Here is a 19,847-nt window from a genome sequence, read left to right on the forward strand (position 1 = left end):
GAATTTATGTGAAAATATATACTTAAGCGTATTGGATTTGCAATACTAACCTTGATAATCATTACGCTAGTTGTTTACTTATTAGTAGCCCAGTTTGCAGAAAACCCTTTTGCACAAAAAGCTATCCAAGCACAACAATCAGCTAGTGGTCATGCCGGGACTACAGCAAAAGAATTACGTGATTTATACGACAAATCTGTTCAGTATCACTTAATTCCTAATAATTTAAACTATGAAGAAGTAAAAAATACTTGAATGAACATGAGATTAAATCCATTTATTCGTTTCGGATACTGAATTCAAGAATTATTTACAAACCCAAAAAATCCATTTGGATTACCATTTGATCAAAATTTATTACAACAAACAAATACAACATCTATTTCAGAGTATTTCTTCAAATACCTTAAATACTCAATTATTATTACATTGCCTGCCTTTGTAATATCAGCAATTTTAGGAATTACATTAGGTATTTTTGCAGGATACAAAAGAGGAAGTGTATATGATGCTGGAATTAATTTCTTCGCATTATTCTTCATTGCACTACCTTCATTCGTTATTGCACCTATTTTAATTTCGATCCTATTTTCTCTAAACATACCACCACAATTTATTAACTTTAATAATAAAACAGATGTAGAAGCTTATGGTGTAGGCAAAATGATTGTATCTTGAATACCGCCTATTGCAATTATTGTGCTAGGTTCATTATCAGGATACATTACATATACACGTAACCAAGTTATTACAGTATTAACATCAAACTACATTTTAATTGCTAAATCAAAAGGACTTTCAAAAAGAGAAATCTTTTTCAAATATGTTTTAAGAAACATCTCTATTCCATTAGCAGCAATCTTAATTCCTTCATATATCGGATTGCTTAGTGGTGGGATAGTTATTGAAACATACTGAAATGTACCAGGGACATCACAAGTAATTGCGCAAGCATTCCCTAAAGGTGAAATCAACATTATTATGTTCTCAACTGTATTCTTTACAGCATTAAGTTTATTTACCACTATTATTGTGGATGTCTCATTTGCTTTCTTAGATCCAAGAATTAAATATACAACTAGCTCACCATATAGTTACACTAAATTTATAGCTGCTTGAAAAGAAAGAAATAAAGAATTCGAAATGAATGAAACAGTAGCGAAAGGAGGAAAATAGCATGAATGCCAAAGAGTTTGAGAAAAAATATAATCTTTCATTAAATCAACTTAGACCCGCTATTACTTCTTTTGCACCTCATGAAGAAAGTTTATTAAATAATATAGCTGGAAAACCTAAAAAACTACTTGTTGAAATCTTTAAACGTTTTTTCACAAGTTGATCATCAGTATTAGCTTTAATTGTTTTCATCGCAATTCTAGTTATCTCAATTGTTGTTACTGCTTCAGCTAAATATTCGGCTACTGAACCATTATCAACAACAATTCCAATTTATCTTCCTGGTGGAGCTAAATTAGATACAAGTACTCCAACAGTGCAAAATTTACCACCAATATTTTCACCTTGATATTCAGCAGATAATATTAATGATTTTGATAAAACATTAAATACTTGAGCTGATAAACAATATTACCACGGATTATTATGATCAAGATTTATGTATTTTGGTCCAGACAACCCTAATAATGCTATTAAAATTATTGATTTAGCTGACGGGATACAAACTACACAAGTTAATGCATATGTATTTAATAAAGTAAGTAATATTGCTATCGCACTAAATAAAATCTTTGATGGAAAAGCTAATGTAGCTACAGTAGAACAAGTTAATGCGCAAATTGATAAAATAATTGCTTTAAATCCACAATTCAATTTATCAACTTATTTAGGAACAAATAGAGAAGGAATCGATATTTGAACATTATCATGAGTTGGAACATGACAAGCAATTAGATTAGCTATTATTGTTGCTACAATTCAAACAATAATTGGAGTAGCTATTGGAGCATATTTAGGATTCCATGTTGGATCATGAATTGATACAGTTATTATGCGTCTAATTGATATCTTTGTTGCTCCACCTACACTTATTTGATTATTAATCTTTGCTTCAACATTCGGTACAACTGACTTAACACTAGGTATTGCTTTAGTATTCATTGGTTGAGTTGGTTCAGTTGGAAGCACAAGAATGTTCATCATTACAGTTAAAGATCAAGAATACATCACTGCTTCAAAATCAGTTGGTGCTTCGAAATCAAGATTAATTTACAAACATGCTCTACCAGCTATTATTGGAAAAATTTCAACTAGCTATGTGGCTTCTATACCATCAATTATTATGTCTGTATCATCTCTTGCATTCCTTGGTTTCTTCAAATCAGACCAAGCAAACCTTGGGGCTATTTTATCAAGTGCAGCTTCACAAGCCGGAGATAATGCATTCATTCTAGTATTGCCAGCATTAATTCTATTATTAATTTCGGTTTCACTTCACTTTGTTGCTCTAGGAGTACACGATGCTCTAGATCCGAAAGTTATTAAAACAAGATAGGAGTTTATTATGGAAAAAGAAAGACTTTTAACAGTCGAAAATTTAAAAGTTTCATTTAAATTAAGACGTAATAAATTTATCACTATCGTGCGTGGAGTAGATTTAGAAATTAATAAAGGTGAAATAATTGGTATAGTTGGTGAATCTGGTTCAGGTAAATCTGTTACTTCTAAATCATTACTTAATATTAATGAAAATGCTTTTGTTACAGCTAATAAAATGGAAATAGATGGTATTGATTTACTACAAAGTAAAAAAGATTCATTTTGACAAAACATTCGTGGACATAAAATTGGATACATTCCACAAGATCCACTTACATCTTTAAATCCAACTAGAAAAATTGGAAAACAATTGTTAGATGCGTTAAATAAAAATGCTGAATGAAAAGATAAAAATTTATATGAGAAAAAAGAATACTTAGTTAAGCTACTAAAACAATTTGGTATCAGAAATGCTGAGCAAGTATTTGATATGTATCCTCATACATTATCAGGTGGTATGAAGCAACGTGTTGTTATTACAATGGTAGTGGCTTTAAAACCAAGCTTAATTATTGCTGATGAGCCAACTACAGCTTTAGACCCAACTGTGCAAGCTTCTGTATTAGCCTTATTTGAACAAATTAGACAAGAATTCCAAATTACAATTATTTTAATTAGTCACAACATTTCGGTTGTTGCTAAATTCTGTGATTACATTTATGTAATGTATGCAGGAAAAATTGTTGAAAGAGGAAGCAAAAAAGATATCTTTACAAATCCAAAACACCCATATACATGAGCTTTAATTTCAGCTATCCCTGAAAATAAAGAAGATAGATTATATTCTATTAACGGAACACCACCAGATATGAACAATCTACCATTAGGTGATGCATTTGCTCCAAGAAATGAGTATGCATTAGAAATTGATTTCTTAAAAGAACCACCATTATTCGAAGTAAATGAAGGTCATTATGCAGCTACTTGATTACTTCATCCGGATGCACCAAAAGTACAATTATCAAAAGAATTACAAGCAAGATTAGAAAGCTTTAAGAAGGTATTTAATGAGTAAGAAAACTATTTTAGAAGTAATTAACCTAAAGAAATATTTCGTAAATAAAAATGCGGTAAATAAAGCTGTAGATAATGTAACTTTTGATGTAAAGGAAGGCGAAATAGTTGGTTTAATTGGTGAATCAGGATCCGGAAAAACTACAATTGGTAGATCGCTTTTAAGATTATATGATGATTACAATGGATTTGTTAGACTAGATGGCAAAATTATTTCTGGAAAAAGAATTTCAAGAAAACGTAAGAAATTCATGCACAAAAATATCCAAATGATTTTCCAAGACCCAATGGCTTCGCTTAATGGTCAAAATACTATTTATAGTATTTTAAAAGAACCTTTAATTGTTAATGGAATTATTAAAGCTAAACATAAAGATATTAAATCTGATTGAAAGAAAGTTAAATCAAACTTCAGATATACATTTATTGAACATGCATTAAGATTCCAATTGAAGAATTTAGAAATATCAAATAAATTACATGAACCATTTATTAAAAAATGAGAAGAATTATCAGGCAAAATTAGTTTTAATGCAAAAGGTAATTTAGATGACCAATTTAACTCATATTTTGGATATTTAGAAGAAAGAACTAAAATTAATTCAATAGTAATTAATAACTTGTATAAAAATACTGAAGAATTAATTGCACTTTACGAAGAAAAACAGGCTGATTTCAGAAACAAGAAAATTGATTTTGATGAAGTTGAACTTGAAAATGCTAAAAATAAATATCTTCATGAAAAGAAATTATTTTGACATACACAAAAATACTATGATTTAAAAACTGAATACAAAGCACTTAAATCAAGTTATGATGAAGATAAAACAAACTATAAAGATACAGCTAAAATTTCAAAAACTTCTATTAAAAACTTTTTAGCTGAAGTTAAAAATGAATATAGAATGCATAGAAATGATGCATATTCAACAACATTTTTAGACTTCTACTTCCATAAATTAAAGTTATATTTAATTAATTACCGTTTATATAAAGAGCTTAAGAAGAATTACAAATACTTAAAATTCTTATCATTTGAAGATTTACTTGAATTATCAGATGATTTTAAAATGTATTCTCAAAAATTTTATGCAACAAAATTAAATATTAATACTTCAACAAAAGCTTCAATTAAAGAATTAAAAGGAATTGTTAAGACTCAATACAACTTTGATTTATCTAAATACATTAATAAATCTCGTGAATTAGAAAAACAACTTAAAACTAAATATCAATCATCTAAAAAAGAAATTAATTCATTGAAAAACAAAATGATTATTGAATCATTTAGATATGCTCCTGACTATTATGAAGATAGAATGAGAGCCAAAGCTGAATTAGCTAAAGCACAGGCATTATTCGACGAAGAATCTAAAAAATACATAATTGGTTATAAAGAAAGAATTGCACATTTACAAGAACAAATTATTGCACAAAGTGCAATTGAAACAGATCTTCAGGCTAGAGATAAAAAAGTCTTTGCTGAATTTATGAAAAATAATGATAATTTCGTTAAATTCTTTAAAAATGAAATTATTAAGCCGCTTGAAAACTCTAAGAAAAATTCTAGAGCTTACAAGAAGTATCAACAAAGAAAAATCGATCTTAAAGTTTATCAAACTAATGTAGAAGATAGATTAAACGGAATTAAATCATTCAAAATTGAAAGTAAGTACTTAAATAAAAACCTTTATAGTGTTTATTTATTAATGGGAATTACCATTAAAGATAGAAGATACCGTAAATTAGGTAAATTTGGTAATTTCTTAGTTGCCATAGGACAACCATTAAGAATGAAAAGAATTTCAAACCTATATACTCAATCAATTATTTATAAAGCGCTTGAAGATGTTGGATTACTAAAACAATTTGCTTATCGTTATCCACATGAATTCTCAGGTGGGCAAAGACAAAGAATTGTTATAGCTCGTGCTTTAATCACAGAGCCAAAAATAATTGTAGCCGATGAACCAATTGCTTCACTTGATATTTCGATTCAAGCCCAAGTTGTTAACTTATTAAAAGATTTATGTAAAAAGAAAAATATTGGTATGGTATTTATTGCTCATGACCTTTCAATGATTGAATATATCGCTGATAGAGTTCAAATCATGCACTTAGGTAAAATTGTTGAATCAGGTAAAACTGAAGCAATCTATGCTAATCCAATTCATCCATATACAATTAACTTATTTAAAGCTATTCCGAAAATTTCTAATGCTAACGAAAAATTCCAAGATGTTAAATTTGAACTTTCATATCTTGAGGAACAAATGTTCCCAAATATTGCTGTAGAACAAGAAGTTGAAGATGGAATACATTATGTATATGGAACAGATGATCAAGTAGCAAAATGATTAAGAAAAAATGAATAAGTTTATTTATAAATCAGGTCTTAAACTCAAAAATGAGTTAAGTTCATTACGATTTTATTTAATTAATTTAGTTTATCTTATTATTTATTTTGCTATTGTTTTAGCATTCTATTTAGTCAATAAACAACACTGAGACTATGCAAAAATGATAGATGCTTTTTCTGTTCCTGCTTTCGTTACTTTCCTTATTAGTTTATTTGCTTTAATTATTAAATTAGGATATTTTGAAAAAACATTTTCAAAATTTAAAATAGCATTAAATAACTTTTCAGATTCTAGAGAACAAAAAGAATTGAAAAAAATGTCAAATGAACATAAAAGAAAGTATCTAGAAAAGAAGGAAGAAATTCGAAAAAAACAAGAATTGCAAAAAGCTTTACATCCAAAAACCAAATTCCCATTTGTTTTTGCAAGCACAATTTATTTCATTATATCAATTGTTTTTATCATTGTTATTTATGCTTAAAATCGCATAACGGACTCAAAGAAGAGTTCGTTTTTTTATTCAACTAAAAATACCAAATAACTCTATAATATAATGCAAAAAAGAAAAATAATGTTATTTTAAAGGAGTAAAAGAAAGCAAAATTTATTAAAAAAATCGCTATGTTTTATTTGATTTATTATATAATATAAACACTATATGGGGCAGTACTCAAGAGGCTGAAGAGGTGGTCCTGCTAAGACTATAGGGGAGGCAACTCCCGCGGAGGTTCAAATCCTCTCTGTCCCGCCATTTTTAACTAGGTAACTAGTTTTTTTTATACCTTTTGAGATCATGTAATATGGAATAAAATAAAAATTTCCACATCCGCAATATAATATTTTTACAAAAAATATTTTTTTGTTCTATAATATAGATATAAACAACAAATTAACCTAATGAGAGGAATAAAAAATATGACTAAAAAAGAATTTATCAATGAAGTTGCTGAACGTTCAGAATTTATGCCAAAAGATGTAGAAAAGATTTTTGATGCAATGGTATTTGTTCTTAAAGAACAATTAATTATGGAAGAAAAAGTTAGATTATCTCGTTTCGGAATTTTCTCAACATCTATTAAACCAGCAAGAACAATGACAAACAAATTCAAGAAAACTGATAAAGAACCAGACTTCATCGAAGTACCACAAAGACGTGTTGTTAAATATACACCATCTAAATACTTACGTGATTTAGTTGATTTTAAAGCTTAGTTAAATATATTTAAATATCCAGGAAATTCAAGAATCATAGGTCTTGAATTTTTCTTTATCTCTTCATACTTAATGTTTTTGGCATATGCAAAGTGTTGATCTAGAAATTGGATTGATAATTTATAAAACTCATTATATAATGCAAAATATACAATTACAAAAGCGATTCCACCATTATTGCTAATTAATCTTAAATAAGAAAGTTGATGTGGTCTAAAGTTTTGATATTCCAACTTATTTTCATTTGTACTTTTAGCTTCAAAACAAATAAATTGACCTTTATACATTCCTATATAATCTACAGTAGATTTACGCAGTGAAAAAGAACCTACAAAAGTATGCGATGATTTTCGTTTAATATTATTAATTTCTATGGGCACTGATTTCTTCTCGATGTAGGCAATATTTTCATTTCAATAATAGTTAATTGTTTGATTAATAATTGTTTCAAGAAACATTCCTTTATTTTTATTATTCATACAATATTCATATATTTTTTTGATATTATGAACTATTTTTAAACTATTAATATTTAAGTAGTAAAATTAATCTATATTGCTATATATTAGGAAAATATGACTAATTTATAATTACTAATTAGTGATAAATTCTATAAAATATATAAAGAAGGTAATTATGAATAAAATATTAATTATTGGTAATTGAAAAATGAATATTACATTTTCAGAAGCTCAAGATTTTATTAATCAAATAAGTGCTCTTTATCAAAAAGATAAAGAACTTTTTCAAAGTAAAATTTCATTTGGAATAGCATCTCCATTTACTAATTTATCAGCTTTTAAAAACATAAATATTGATAATTTCGTACTTGTAGCTCAAGATGTCTCAGCTAATGAATGTGGTTCATTTACTGGAGAAATTAGTGCTTGTATGCTAAAGGATTTAGGTGTTAAATATGCTATTGTTGGTCATAATGAAAGACGCGCAAACCATAAAGAAAGCAATATGCTAATTAATGCTAAAGCTAAAGAGCTAATTAAGCAAGATATTATTCCAATTATTTGTGTTGGTGAAAATTTATCAGAATTCGAACTAGGGATTACTAAAGAAGTTATTAAACAACAAGTTTTAGAATGTACAAAAGACTTAGAGGTGGATAAATATGTAATTGCATATGAACCTGTTTGAGCCACAGGAACTGGTAAATGTGCTACTTCATGTCAAGCACAAGATATATCTGAATTTATTCGTTCATTAGTGAGCAGAGATTGTCATATTTTATATGGTGGTAGTGTTACTGAAACAAATGTCGTTAAATTAATTAATAAAGATGATATTGATGGCTTTTTAATCGGTAAAGCATCACTTAATCCTGAACAATTTTATGCAATATTAAAGGAAGTTGCTTTAAATGAAAGATAATAAAATAAAAGTTTTTATTGATTTTGAAGCTATTACTAATAATTATTTAAAAAGATTACCAATTAACCTTAATATTCGTTTTTTACCATATTGCTATACCATTGGCATTTATCGCGATAATGACCCTAAAAAAGCTTTTATGACTCGTACTTCAATTATGTCTTTTAAAAGCTTTAAATACCGTGTTTATATTAATAAATTAAAAAGTAATTTATTATCTGATATTTCAATATTAGCTAAAGAAGAAATAACAATTCAAAATATTAAAAATAAAGTTGAATTTTATGGTTGAAATCCAGAAATGGAAAATGTAATTTTAAATAAATTATTTAATACAAACTGTTTTAATGTATCAAGACATAAAGGTAGACCAGTTGCTTTAAAAATAATTGTTCCACATTTAGAAAATGTTGATTATTTCCCCCAAACTAAAAAAATATTGACTGAAAAATTTGATGATATAAATATTGAAGAATTTAATGAACCGGGATTTGCATGTTCTTATTTAGGTTATATTCGCCTATGTTTATTTAATAAATTTAAAATGCCTGGTAAAATTCGTATTACTCAATTAGATTTTCAAACAATTGATAGTGAAATTGTTAATTACAATAAAGAAGATGTTATAAAACTTGATTATTGCTATAAGAATCAAGAAATTATATTAGACCGTAGTCGAAAATTAGAATCTATAAATCAAAGAATTGGAAAAAGCTCACAAGAATTACATTCACAGCGTAATCAACTAAAACGATTTAAGAAGTTTGCTTTAGATGATAAGAAAAAAACTCAACATATAGATATTGAAAATCTTAAGAAAACAACTGAATATCAAATTCAAGAACTTAAGTCATTATTAAATTTTATGAAATCACTTCCAGAAAATGTTGCAACAATTGAAGAAGCAATAATGTGGTCTGAACTTAAGATTGAAAATACTGAAGATAGATTGCAAAATCTCAGAAAAGAAAAAGTTGAGCTATAACAATTTTACATTTAGTGCAGTATTCGCTCCATTTACTATTTATAGTTATTATCAATTGCACAAAATGCGAAATAAAGATATTAACTTGAACATAAAGTAATTAAAAAATACATTCCAATTAAGGAGTGTATTTTAATTATTCTATAAATATGTATCACTAGGTTTTAACAATTCGATAGCAAATTCAACTTTAACTTTTTTACCGAATGATTCAAGTTCAACAATCGCAATATCTTTATCAATATCAAGTAAAGAGATTGGGCCAATTTCACCTTTGTAAGGCCCATCAATAACTTCAACTAAATCTCCAAGTTTTAAATCAAGAAGATTTTTACCTTCATTAAACATTTTTTGATATTCAACTTCTGCTTTAGTCATCTTTCTAATTTCACTATTAGATACAGGTGTAGGTTTTGCTCCCTTACCTGATGATCCGATAATACCAGTAACATATTGTGTGTTACGCAAAACGTATCAAGCTTCATCTGTCATATCCATGTTTGCAAATATATATCCGGGATAAATATTTACATATTTGATTTTGTATGGTTCATTTAGACGTTTCTTTTCCATTTCTTTTGGCGTTAATGTTGGTTTAGTAAACATTTTAAAAGCACCATTTTCAGTAGCTTCATTATTAAATGATTCAGCAACATTTTCAGCAATAATTCTGTTTCTTAAAGCCTCTAGAACTTGTTCTTCTTTTCCGCGAATTGTTGAAATCATATATCATTTAAAATTTGAATTCATAATTACTCCTTAATTAACCAGCATGAATTACTGATCATAATTGTGTAAACCCTATAGTTACACCATAAACAAATAAAGCAAAGAGAATTGTAAATACTAGTATAATTGCAAGATTTTTTCAATTTTCTTTTGGTGATGGTCATCTAACACGTTTAATATCTTTAACAACTTTTCTAAAGAAATATCTTTTTTTACGCTCTTTTCATCTTTCTTTTAGTGAAGGTTTTTTATCTTCAACAACAACAGAGGTATCGGTATCTGGTTGTTGCAATGATGTATTTGATAGATTATTTTCAGTCATTATACTTCCTCTTTATGAAGTGAGTGTACTTTACAACGTGGACAGTATTTTTTAATTTCAATTCTTCCAGGATTTCCTGCACTTTTGTCTGTGACATAATTCTTTTTACGGCACAATTCACAAGCTAGTGATACTTTATTATTTTTCATATGTTTATTTTATCATAAGTTCCTAAATTTAGATACTTTTAATTTAACCATATCATAGTTTTAATTTACAAAATTATTACATTTACAGTTAATTAAACTGATAAAAATATGACTAATTTTAGAATGCATTTTAGATATAAATTGAATAATTTTATCCTTACTGATTTTTATTAATTCCATATTCATAAAAAGTATATTTTTACTAAAAAAATATTACAATATTTTATTTTTTTGCTATACAATATATGTAATGAAAAATATTACATATAAAAATACAAATACAAAAACAAAACATTGCTTTAGTGATTTTATATCATTAATCCATATTTTAACTATACTTGGCCATAAGAAGCAAGCAATGAGTAGTGCAGAAATAGGAAAAAACGTTGATATAAATCCAGTTAAAGTCCGTGAAATATTAAGAACATTGGATGAAACTAACTGAATCAAAAAAACGCGCGGCAGAGATGGTGGTTACCAACTTGCTGTAAACTTAAGTGAAATTAAATTAAGTAAATTACTGGACTTGCTTAATTTAAATTTAATAAATAATTCATGGTTTAGTGGAATGCAAAATTCAAATTGTATTATCTCTAAAAATATTCAAGCAGTAGAACAGGAATTAATTACTTCACTTAATAATTTAATTTATCTAGAATTATCTCGCAAGAATCTTGCTCAATTTGAAAGTGAGATCTTGAAGAAAGGACAAGCAAATGAATAAATATGATGTAATAATAATTGGTTGGGGTAAAGGTGGTAAAACTCTTGCTGCTAAACTCTCAGCTCATGGCAAAAAAATAGCTATAATTGAAAAAGATCCAAAAATGTTTGGTGGAACTTGCATTAATATTGGTTGTTTACCAACAAAAGCACTAGTTCACAGCGCGAAGGTTGAAAATCAAGCAAGAAAACTTGATGTTAAACTCCCTTGAATCAAAAAAGAACAATATTATCAAGCTGCTATGAAGCACAAAAGAGACTTTGTTAAACTCTTAAATAAAAAGAACTTTAATGTTTTAGATAGCAAACCTAATGTTGACACTTATATAGGCGAAGCTTCATTTTTATCGCAACATGAAGTAGTTATTGGCAATGGTAAAAAACAAGAAGTTATTTACGGAGATAAAATTGTTATCAATACAGGTGCTAGATCTCGTTTATTAGAAGGTGTTAAAATTAAATCTCACAAAGTACTATATAGCACTGGAATGTTAGATTTAACTGAATTACCTAAGAAATTATTAGTAATTGGATCAGGATTCATTGGACTTGAATTTGCAAGTATGTATGCAAACTTTGGTTCAAAAGTTACAGTGCTTTCTCCACATGATTCTTTTTTACCTTCAGAAGACAAATCTGATGCAGATGAAGTTAAAAAAGCACTTGAAGCTCAAAGAATTATATTTATCACTAATGCTAATTTAACCTTAATTAAAGACTATGCTAAAGGCACTAAGGTACAAGCAGAAGTTGATGGTCAAGAATGAGAAGATTATTTCGATGCAATTTTAGTTGCTATTGGTAGAATTCCTAATGTTGAAGGATTAAATCTTAAATCAGCTGGTGTTGAAATGCAAAATGGTGCAATCAAAGTAGATGAAAACTTAAAAACAACAACAAATAATATTTGAGCTGTAGGAGATTGTAAAGGTGGGGCATTTTTCACATATATTTCTCTAGATGATTCTCGTATTGTACTGCCTCAATTATTGGACCAAAATAATGATAGAACTACAAATAATCGTCCTGTAGTTCCATGAAGTATGTTTATTGATCCGGCATATGCACGTGTAGGGTTAAATGAAAAAGAAGCTGATAAACAAGGCATCAAATATGAAGTTCGTAGATTAGCTACAGCAGCTATGCCGAAAGCTCACGTGATAAATGAAACAAGAGGATTTAATAAAATATTAGTTGATGAAAAGGGATATATTATTGGAGCTACATTATTTAATTATGAAGCAGCCGAAATGATTAATATTATTTCATTAGCTATGGTATATAAGATTAAATTTATGGACTTAAAAAACTTTATTTATACACATCCAATCTTTATTGAGAATTTAAACGAATTTTAAGATATAAGAAAACAGCCTTTATCGGCTGTATTTTTATTCGCTTTCTGGTAAAGCATTTACTATGTTAGTATCTTGAACATTCTTTTTCTTTGCTTGTAAATGATTGTGTAGTTTATAGAACTCAACACAAATCATTAGAATAAATCCAAGTAATATTGGTACTAATCAATATACAGGTGAGTAAAATTTATCAAATGTCATTATATCAATGTTTCCAAATAATTGATTTATTCCTGGTATAAATGCTGTTAGTATCATGCAAACTAAACTAAAGGCACTTGCTAAATAAACTAATTTGTATTTTTTAAATGAACATTTAAAAATTGAATTAGTAGACATTAAGTTAAGTGAATTTATACTTGAACCAATTCCTAAAGTAATAAATGTAGCTGATGAAGTTAATTCAACAAAGTTTTTCCCATTTATATCTTGTGATTTTGCATATAATCCGACTATTAAGTATGATGATAATGCTGCAAATGATAGTATTGCACTATGAATAATCAAACGTTTTCCTAATCCATTAGCAAATAAGCTTTGTCTCTTGTTAATTGGTTTTTGATGCATTACATCAACATCACTTGGTATCATACCTAGAGCAATAGCTGGTAATCCATGTGTTAGTAAATTAATTCAAAGCAATTGAGCAGCAGTTAAGACAATAAATTCAGCTGAATTAATTTGATCTTTAAAAATAAATCTAAATAAGAATAATCCCACTAACATTACAATAATTTCAGTCAATGAGGAAACTAATAAGTTTAAAATAACTGTTTTAATTCTAATGAATGTTTCTCTACCTGATTTAATAGCTCTTACTATAGTATTAAAGTTATCATCGGTTAAAATAACATCAGCCGCTTGTTTTGATACATCAGTACCAGTTATACCCATAGCACAACCAACTTCAGCTGCTTTTAATGCTGGAGCATCATTAACACCATCTCCAGTCATAGCAACAACTTTATCATGTGATTGTCAAGCTTTTACTATTCTAAGCTTATCTGATGGATTTACTCTAGCATACACTGATATTTTTTCAACTTGAGCAGCTAGTTCTTCATCACTCATTTGAGCTAAAGCAATTCCATCAATAGCTTTATCGCCTTCACGATAAATATCTAAACTACGTGCAATAGCAACCGCTGTTGTTAAGTGATCCCCTGTAATCATTACTGTTTTAATACCAGCTTCTCGAGTTTCTTGGATACTTGCTTTAACACTATCTCTAGGTGGATCAATTAATCCAACTAATCCTGAGAATGTTAAATTGTTTTCATCACTATTTGCTATTTCGTATTTATCATTAGGAAGTATTTTGTAAGCTACAGCTATAACTCTCATAGCACCATTAGCCCATTGTTCATTTTTTTCTATTACTTTTTGTGGTAAATTATCACATCTTGAAAATATCACATCAGGAGCACCTTTAGTAATTAGTATATGAGCTCCATTTGGTGCTTTAATTAACACCGACATCATTTTTCTATCACTATCAAAAGGCAGTGAAGAAAGTTTTTTGAATTTTGAATAAAACTCTTGTTTTGAGTTACCTTGTTGCAATCCAAATCTTAAGATTGCTGTTTCGGTTGGATCGCCAACTTCAACATAATTTCCACTTTCATCTATAGTAACTTCAGCATCACAACAAGCAACAAAACTTCCTAATGCTTGTGATTTATTTAATTCATTATTATGACCGCTAGCATCATAGAATTTAACTACAGTCATTTTATTCTCTGTTAATGTTCCTGTCTTATCAGTACATATTACTGAAGCCGATCCAAGTGATTCAACTGCAGGAAAAGCTTTAATAATTGCATTTTCTTTTGTCATTCTAGCTACACCAATAGCTAGTAGCACAGTAGTAAAGGTAATTAAACCTTCTGGTATAGCAGCTACCGCTAATGAAATACCAATTTTAAATGCTTCTGAATAAAGTTTAGCTTCAGCTCAATTATGTGAAAATGCCCCTGTAAGAACAATTTGAAGAATAGTTGTAACAAATAATAAAATAACTCCAGCTATTCCAAATATTTTTGATAATTTATCTAATTTAATTTGAAGTGGTGTTTTAGGCATTTTTTGTTCTTGAATGCTTGAATTAATTTTTCCAACTTCAGTATTTTTTCCAATTGCTGTAACTATAGCTATACCACGTCCAGCAACACAATATGTTCCTGAAAAGAGTGTGTTATATCTATCCCCAAGAGGTAATTGTTCAATATTAGGAATTTCTCCTACTTTTTTATCAACCGCTAAAGCTTCTCCTGTAATTGCTGATTCAACTACTGAAAGTGAAAAAGCTTCAACTAATTGAGCATCAGCAGGAATCATATCTCCTGCTTCTATTACAATTAAATCTCCTAGTGTAACTTGTGATGATGGAATAGACACCATTTTCCCATCACGGATAACTTTTGCATAAAGTTCGTTGCTTTTAGCTAATGCTTGTACAGCTTGATCACTTTTAATCTCTTGATAAGTGCCTAGCATTGAGTTTAATGCTACTACCAGTAGTATAATAAATGGCTCAATGTAAGCAACAGCAATTTCACCTTTTGTTTTTAAATTTCCAACAACATGATCAGAAATAGCAACAGCAAATGAAAATGTAGCAGCAATTAAAAGTAAAATGATCATAAAATCTTTAAATTGTTTTAAAAAGATGATGAAAACACTATCACGTTTTTTGGTTTTAATAGTATTTTCACCAAGTGAAGCAATTCGAGTTTGTGCTTCTTCTTGTGATAAACCAGAAGTTAAATCTGTATCTAATAAATTCTCCATTTAATCCTTTCTAAATTTGAATAATTATATTCTTAATTATTATTTAAATTATTATTTATAGTCATCATTATCAATTTGATTATGTAAATATTCAAATAAACCGTTTTCTAAATCGCTAATATTATATATATTCTCTGAATTTATATATGTTTCACGAAGATTAGATAAGGCATTTTTTCATCCTAATCCATCAGTTATTCATATAAAATTGAAATTTTCAATATCTTTAGTTTCTTGAAATAGCATTTTATAGCTTCTAGCAGTTTCATTTAGTTTAGAACCGCTACTTGCATAAAAGTTGCATTCAATAGCATACACTACATCATTAATTAACAATACAAAATCAAATCGTTTATTAGCTTTATTTTTGTCAGATATATTTAAATTAATATTAAATTTATCCTTGAGAATTGAAGCATTCATTTCTTTAAAATAGTTGACATCTTTAATAAATCCTGCTTTTGTAATAAATTCTTCAACTAAATTTTCCATCATGTGTCCACCACGATTTTTTCTAGCATTAGAATTTAATCCAGTCTCAATTCCAATTGCAAAATCAACAACATTTGTGATAATAGAATTTTGCAATAAGTAAAATAATCCTGTTTCATTCATGAAATGAACTAAGTTATCAAGATATTGATTAATTTCTAAACTGCTCATGTTATTCTTATTAAATTGAAAATTAAATACTTTTATATCATTATTATCTAGACATTTTAATACATCATTTCTATCTGCTAATAATAATGGTATTACAGATACTACTTCAGGGTATGATAAGCACAATTCTCTAAAATCATTTTCAATATTGTCAGTCCCAATTAATGAATTAAATAGTTGTAACTTAATTTTAATTTTATTTACATTTGAATAGACTTTGTCAAAATCAATAAAATATTTATAGTCTGATATTGTTTCTTTGAAGTTAGAAAATCATTCATTAAAATCTTTATTAATCATTGTTGTCCTTAATATTATTGTATCTTTTTATACTCAACTCTAAATAATCTTTATCTGTGTCAATTCCAATATATTTTCTATTTAGTTTTATACAAGCTATACCAGTTGTACCACTGCCATTAAATGGATCTAGGACAATATCGTTTTCTTTTGTAGATGCTAAAATTATTCTTTCAAGTAATTCAAATGGTTTTTGTGTTGGATGTTTTCCAAAAGTTTTCTCACTTTTAGAAGGTAATTTAATGGTTCAAACATCTTTCATTTGTTTATTATCATTAATTTGTTTCATTAAATCATAATTGAAATAATGAGCAGCTTTTTTATTATTAATTATTTTTCTAGCTCATAATATTGTTTCAGTAGAATGAGTAAAGCATCTACATCCTAAATTAGGAGTCGGATTAGGTTTTTGTCATGTTATATTATTAAGAATTGAAAAGCCTTCGAGTTCTAAGGATACACCAATGCCATAAATATTATGATAAGTACCTGAAATTCAAATTGTCCCATCATCTTTTAATACTTCTTTAGCTTTTGTGATTCAAGCACGATTAAATGTGATTTTTTCTTCTATAGTTTTGATTTCATCTCATGAAGCTTTATATACCGAAACTTGTTTACCTGATTGGCATGAAATTCCATTACCTGATAAAAAATAAGGCGGATCTGCAAATATCATATCAATAGACTTAGGTGGCAATTTACTTAATACATCTATACAATCATCATTATATAAAGTAAAATTAGAATCTTTAAAATATGGTTTCATATTAATAATTAGTAATTATTACTTCCTCCACATTACCGCGACCTGAACCTTTAGAATTAATCATTCTTTTAGCTTTAATGACTTTTATATTATGACCTTCATATAACTCATTGATTAGTGGTGTATTGTGGTTTGATAGCATAACATAACATCCTTGTTTATCTAATTTTTTAAAGACATCCGCAAGTCTTCTTTGCTCTTTTTCACTAAATCCATCTTTTCCATAATTAACAAATCCATTTTTATCTGGATATACATCATATGGAGGATCTAAATAAATAAAATCATTTGCTTTAGCATTTGATATTATTTTTTCAAAATCACCTGACATTATATGAATTTTATTATTTGCAAAATATTGTCTAATAGCATTAAAGTTATCATAACTATATGCAACAACTTTATCTTTTTTACCAGATGGAACATTAAAATAACCTTTAGAATTTTCTCTATATAGTCCATTAAAACAAGCTTTATTTAAATATATTAATCTAGCTGCTATTTGTTCATTAGATTTGTTTCAAAAGTTATCTTCTCTATCTTGTTCTCTTATTAAATAGAAATACTCTTCACTATGTTTATTTTGGTGATTATGTAATAATTTAATCAAATTTATCATTGAATTACTATCATTAAAACATTTATATGAAGCTATTAAATGTTTATTAATATCACCTATTACTGCTTTTTTAGGAAGTAATGAGAATAATAATGCTCCGCCACCAATAAAAGGTTCATAGTAAGTATTAAAATCTTTAGGAACTAGTTTTAAGATTTCATTTAAGACCTGTGTTTTACCACCTGCTCATTTAACAAATGGTTTAGGTAAAATAAAATCTTCACTTATTGAAACTAAATCTGATAATTTTGTACCTAAGGCTTTTGAAATTCGGTGCAAGGTATCAATTGTCATATTGATTTTACCGGATTCTATTTTTGAAATCTGTGCCCTATCAATATTTACTATATCAGCAAATAATTCCTGACTCATATTTAGAATTTTTCTTTGTTTTTTTATATTTTCACCTATTTGTTTTTGTATCATAAATCCTCTGAAAGTATTATAACTAATTGTGAGTTAAAGCACACAAATTAATATTAAAATATTTTTGTGATATTAGTATTCAATAATAATTTAATAATTGATTAAAAAATAACCAAAATTACTTATTTATAGTAATGTTGGTTAATTCTGATTATTAGTTACAATAAATATCACTAACTTGATTTCAATATTAATTGAGTTTATATTATCTAAAAAAATAATTCTATAGTAATTCAATTCCTTTTTCACTCATTTCGTCGCGATATTGTTCTGGCCAATGTGATGCTTGAACTTCTCCAATATGAGCTTTTTCAAGTAGATACATAGAAACTCTACTTTGTCCAATTCCTCCACCAATTGTAAGTGGTAATTTGTTATCTATCACATTTTTGTGATATGGTGATAATTCTTTAACATGTTCCTTGTCAAATCCACTTTGTGTGACTAAAGATTCTGAATTAACTCTAATTCCCATTGAAGAAAGTTCAATAGCTTGATTTATTACATTTGAATATACAATTAAATCTCCATTTAATTTTCAATCATCATAATCAAAAGCTCTAGCTGAATGAATTAATCCAGATTTCATTTTATATCCAATACCATAAATAAATACAGCACCGTGTTCTTTAGCAATTGCGTTTTCTCTTTCTTTAATATCTAAATCTGGATACATATCTTCTAATTCTTGAGCAGAAATGAAAAATACTTGTTCCGGCATTTCTTCTTCTAATTGATAGTATTTTAATTTAAGTAATTTTTTAGTTACTTTTAATGAATCGTAAATTAGTTTCACGATTTTCTTCAAGTAATCTAAGTTTCTATCTTGTGGTAGAATCACTAATTCTCAGTCTCATTGGTCAACATAATATGAATGCAAGCCGTCTAAATCTTCTTCTTTTCTAATTGCATTCATATCTGTATATAAACCTTCATAAGGCAAGAAGTTATATTTCTTTAAAGCATCTCTTTTTCATTTGGCAAGTGAGTGAACAACTTCAAGTCTTTCGTCTTTATCTTTTGGTAAAAATCATACCGGTTCCTCACCGTTTAATCCATCATTTAATCCTGATGAGTGTGAAACAAATAACGGAGCAGTAGCTCTAGTTAAGTTAAGATGTACTTTTAATTGTTCCTGAAAATATAATTTTAAATCTTGAATAGCACTTTGTGTTTGTCTAACATTTAATTTCGAATGGTACATTATTCATTTTCTCCTAATATATAGTATTAATGTATAAATTATATTATATAAATAGCATAAGGTGCAAAAGTATAGAAAAAAGGTTGCTACTTGCAACCTTGTTCTCATATGGGGCGAATGACGGGATTCGAACCCGCGAATGACGGGACCACAACCCGCTGTGTTAGCCACTTCACCACATTCGCCAATTAGTACATATATTATAAAGGAAAGCATTCAATTTCCAAATATAATTTTTACAAAATTTGTTCTATAAATTAAAAAGATAGTCTTCCACTAATTAGA

Annotated in this window: 19 protein-coding genes and 2 tRNA genes; 11 read left to right on the forward strand and 10 right to left on the reverse strand. The window is 27.7% G+C overall.

What is annotated here, in order from left to right:
* The first annotated feature begins 6 nt into the window (after positions 1–6).
* The 7 genes from SAM46_RS01265 to SAM46_RS01295 all read left to right on the forward strand — a co-directional run bounded on the left by SAM46_RS01265 (position 7) and on the right by SAM46_RS01295 (position 7,142).
* Entirely contained in the window at positions 7–1,176 is a 1,170-nt protein-coding gene (locus SAM46_RS01265; protein WP_078747088.1) for an ABC transporter permease, read from the forward strand.
* A 1-nt stretch (position 1,177) separates the two neighbouring features.
* Positions 1,178–2,512, forward strand: coding sequence for an ABC transporter permease (locus tag SAM46_RS01270; protein ID WP_143826119.1), 1,335 nt, complete (start codon positions 1,178–1,180; stop codon positions 2,510–2,512).
* A 9-nt stretch (positions 2,513–2,521) separates the two neighbouring features.
* Positions 2,522–3,571 carry an ABC transporter ATP-binding protein gene (locus SAM46_RS01275; protein WP_143826118.1) on the forward strand — a complete coding sequence of 350 codons (1,050 nt, stop codon included), beginning with the start codon at positions 2,522–2,524 and terminating at the stop codon, positions 3,569–3,571.
* Positions 3,564–5,945, forward strand: coding sequence for an ATP-binding cassette domain-containing protein (locus SAM46_RS01280; RefSeq protein ID WP_078747087.1), 2,382 nt, complete (start codon positions 3,564–3,566; stop codon positions 5,943–5,945). The genes SAM46_RS01275 and SAM46_RS01280 overlap by 8 nt, the downstream gene beginning before the upstream one ends.
* A complete protein-coding gene (locus SAM46_RS01285; protein WP_078747086.1) occupies positions 5,938–6,411 on the forward strand; it encodes a DUF3899 domain-containing protein in 474 nt (157 codons plus the stop codon). The genes SAM46_RS01280 and SAM46_RS01285 overlap by 8 nt, the downstream gene beginning before the upstream one ends.
* A 179-nt stretch (positions 6,412–6,590) precedes the next feature.
* Positions 6,591–6,681 (forward strand) — tRNA-Ser (locus tag SAM46_RS01290).
* Positions 6,682–6,845: 164 nt separating this feature from the next.
* The gene (locus SAM46_RS01295) at positions 6,846–7,142 is read left to right on the forward strand and encodes an HU family DNA-binding protein (protein WP_078747085.1); all 297 of its coding nucleotides are present in this window, start codon (positions 6,846–6,848) and stop codon (positions 7,140–7,142) included.
* On the opposite strand, the gene recU is transcribed toward SAM46_RS01295, so the two are convergent.
* The gene (recU, locus tag SAM46_RS01300; protein ID WP_143826117.1) at positions 7,139–7,621 is read right to left on the reverse strand and encodes a Holliday junction resolvase RecU; all 483 of its coding nucleotides are present in this window, start codon (positions 7,619–7,621) and stop codon (positions 7,139–7,141) included. The two genes, SAM46_RS01295 and recU, sit on opposite strands and share 4 nt — an antisense overlap.
* Before the next feature lie 157 nt (positions 7,622–7,778).
* Here recU and tpiA point away from each other — a divergent pair, with 157 nt between their 5' ends.
* Both tpiA and SAM46_RS01310 read left to right on the forward strand, forming a co-directional pair.
* Entirely contained in the window at positions 7,779–8,525 is a 747-nt protein-coding gene (tpiA, locus tag SAM46_RS01305; protein WP_078747084.1) for a triose-phosphate isomerase, read from the forward strand.
* On the forward strand, positions 8,515–9,510 hold the full coding sequence (locus SAM46_RS01310) for a hypothetical protein (RefSeq protein WP_078747083.1): 996 nt from the start codon (positions 8,515–8,517) through the stop codon (positions 9,508–9,510). Before tpiA ends, SAM46_RS01310 begins: the two co-directional genes overlap by 11 nt.
* Before the next feature lie 141 nt (positions 9,511–9,651).
* On the opposite strand, the gene nusG is transcribed toward SAM46_RS01310, so the two are convergent.
* The 3 genes from nusG to rpmG are packed head-to-tail and all read right to left on the reverse strand — an operon-like array spanning position 9,652 to position 10,710.
* Positions 9,652–10,260, reverse strand: coding sequence for a transcription termination/antitermination protein NusG (nusG, locus tag SAM46_RS01315; RefSeq protein WP_078747082.1), 609 nt, complete (start codon positions 10,258–10,260; stop codon positions 9,652–9,654).
* 13 nt (positions 10,261–10,273) lie between these two features.
* Positions 10,274–10,561: a preprotein translocase subunit SecE gene (secE, locus tag SAM46_RS01320; RefSeq protein WP_078747081.1), complete on the reverse strand. Its 288-nt coding sequence runs from the start codon at positions 10,559–10,561 to the stop codon at positions 10,274–10,276.
* On the reverse strand, positions 10,561–10,710 hold the full coding sequence (gene rpmG, locus SAM46_RS01325; protein ID WP_078747080.1) for a 50S ribosomal protein L33: 150 nt from the start codon (positions 10,708–10,710) through the stop codon (positions 10,561–10,563). Before rpmG ends, secE begins: the two co-directional genes overlap by 1 nt.
* A 250-nt stretch (positions 10,711–10,960) precedes the next feature.
* Here rpmG and SAM46_RS01330 point away from each other — a divergent pair, with 250 nt between their 5' ends.
* Together SAM46_RS01330 and SAM46_RS01335 are read left to right on the forward strand one after the other, a co-directional pair.
* Positions 10,961–11,434 (forward strand): Rrf2 family transcriptional regulator, encoded by a 474-nt coding sequence (locus tag SAM46_RS01330; RefSeq protein WP_078747079.1) that lies wholly within the window; start codon positions 10,961–10,963, stop codon positions 11,432–11,434.
* Positions 11,427–12,791 (forward strand): dihydrolipoyl dehydrogenase family protein, encoded by a 1,365-nt coding sequence (locus SAM46_RS01335; RefSeq protein WP_078747078.1) that lies wholly within the window; start codon positions 11,427–11,429, stop codon positions 12,789–12,791. Before SAM46_RS01330 ends, SAM46_RS01335 begins: the two co-directional genes overlap by 8 nt.
* Positions 12,792–12,824: 33 nt before the next feature.
* On the opposite strand, the gene SAM46_RS01340 is transcribed toward SAM46_RS01335, so the two are convergent.
* The 6 genes from SAM46_RS01340 to SAM46_RS01365 form a co-directional block, all read right to left on the reverse strand.
* On the reverse strand, positions 12,825–15,581 hold the full coding sequence (locus SAM46_RS01340; protein ID WP_078747077.1) for a cation-translocating P-type ATPase: 2,757 nt from the start codon (positions 15,579–15,581) through the stop codon (positions 12,825–12,827).
* A gap of 51 nt (positions 15,582–15,632) precedes the next feature.
* Positions 15,633–16,544 carry a type II restriction endonuclease gene (locus tag SAM46_RS01345; protein WP_078747076.1) on the reverse strand — a complete coding sequence of 304 codons (912 nt, stop codon included), beginning with the start codon at positions 16,542–16,544 and terminating at the stop codon, positions 15,633–15,635.
* Positions 16,537–17,313: a DNA-methyltransferase gene (locus SAM46_RS01350; RefSeq protein ID WP_078747075.1), complete on the reverse strand. Its 777-nt coding sequence runs from the start codon at positions 17,311–17,313 to the stop codon at positions 16,537–16,539. Before SAM46_RS01350 ends, SAM46_RS01345 begins: the two co-directional genes overlap by 8 nt.
* A 1-nt stretch (position 17,314) precedes the next feature.
* The gene (locus SAM46_RS01355; protein WP_078747074.1) at positions 17,315–18,358 is read right to left on the reverse strand and encodes a Dam family site-specific DNA-(adenine-N6)-methyltransferase; all 1,044 of its coding nucleotides are present in this window, start codon (positions 18,356–18,358) and stop codon (positions 17,315–17,317) included.
* A 223-nt stretch (positions 18,359–18,581) separates the two neighbouring features.
* Positions 18,582–19,562: an aspartate--ammonia ligase gene (gene asnA, locus SAM46_RS01360; RefSeq protein WP_078747073.1), complete on the reverse strand. Its 981-nt coding sequence runs from the start codon at positions 19,560–19,562 to the stop codon at positions 18,582–18,584.
* A gap of 109 nt (positions 19,563–19,671) precedes the next feature.
* Positions 19,672–19,747 (reverse strand) — tRNA-His (locus SAM46_RS01365).
* Positions 19,748–19,847: the final 100 nt, after the last annotated feature.

The organism is Mycoplasmopsis verecunda (assembly GCF_033546915.1).
In the GTDB taxonomy this organism is placed as follows: domain Bacteria; phylum Bacillota_I; class Bacilli_A; order Mycoplasmatales; family Metamycoplasmataceae; genus Mycoplasmopsis; species Mycoplasmopsis verecunda.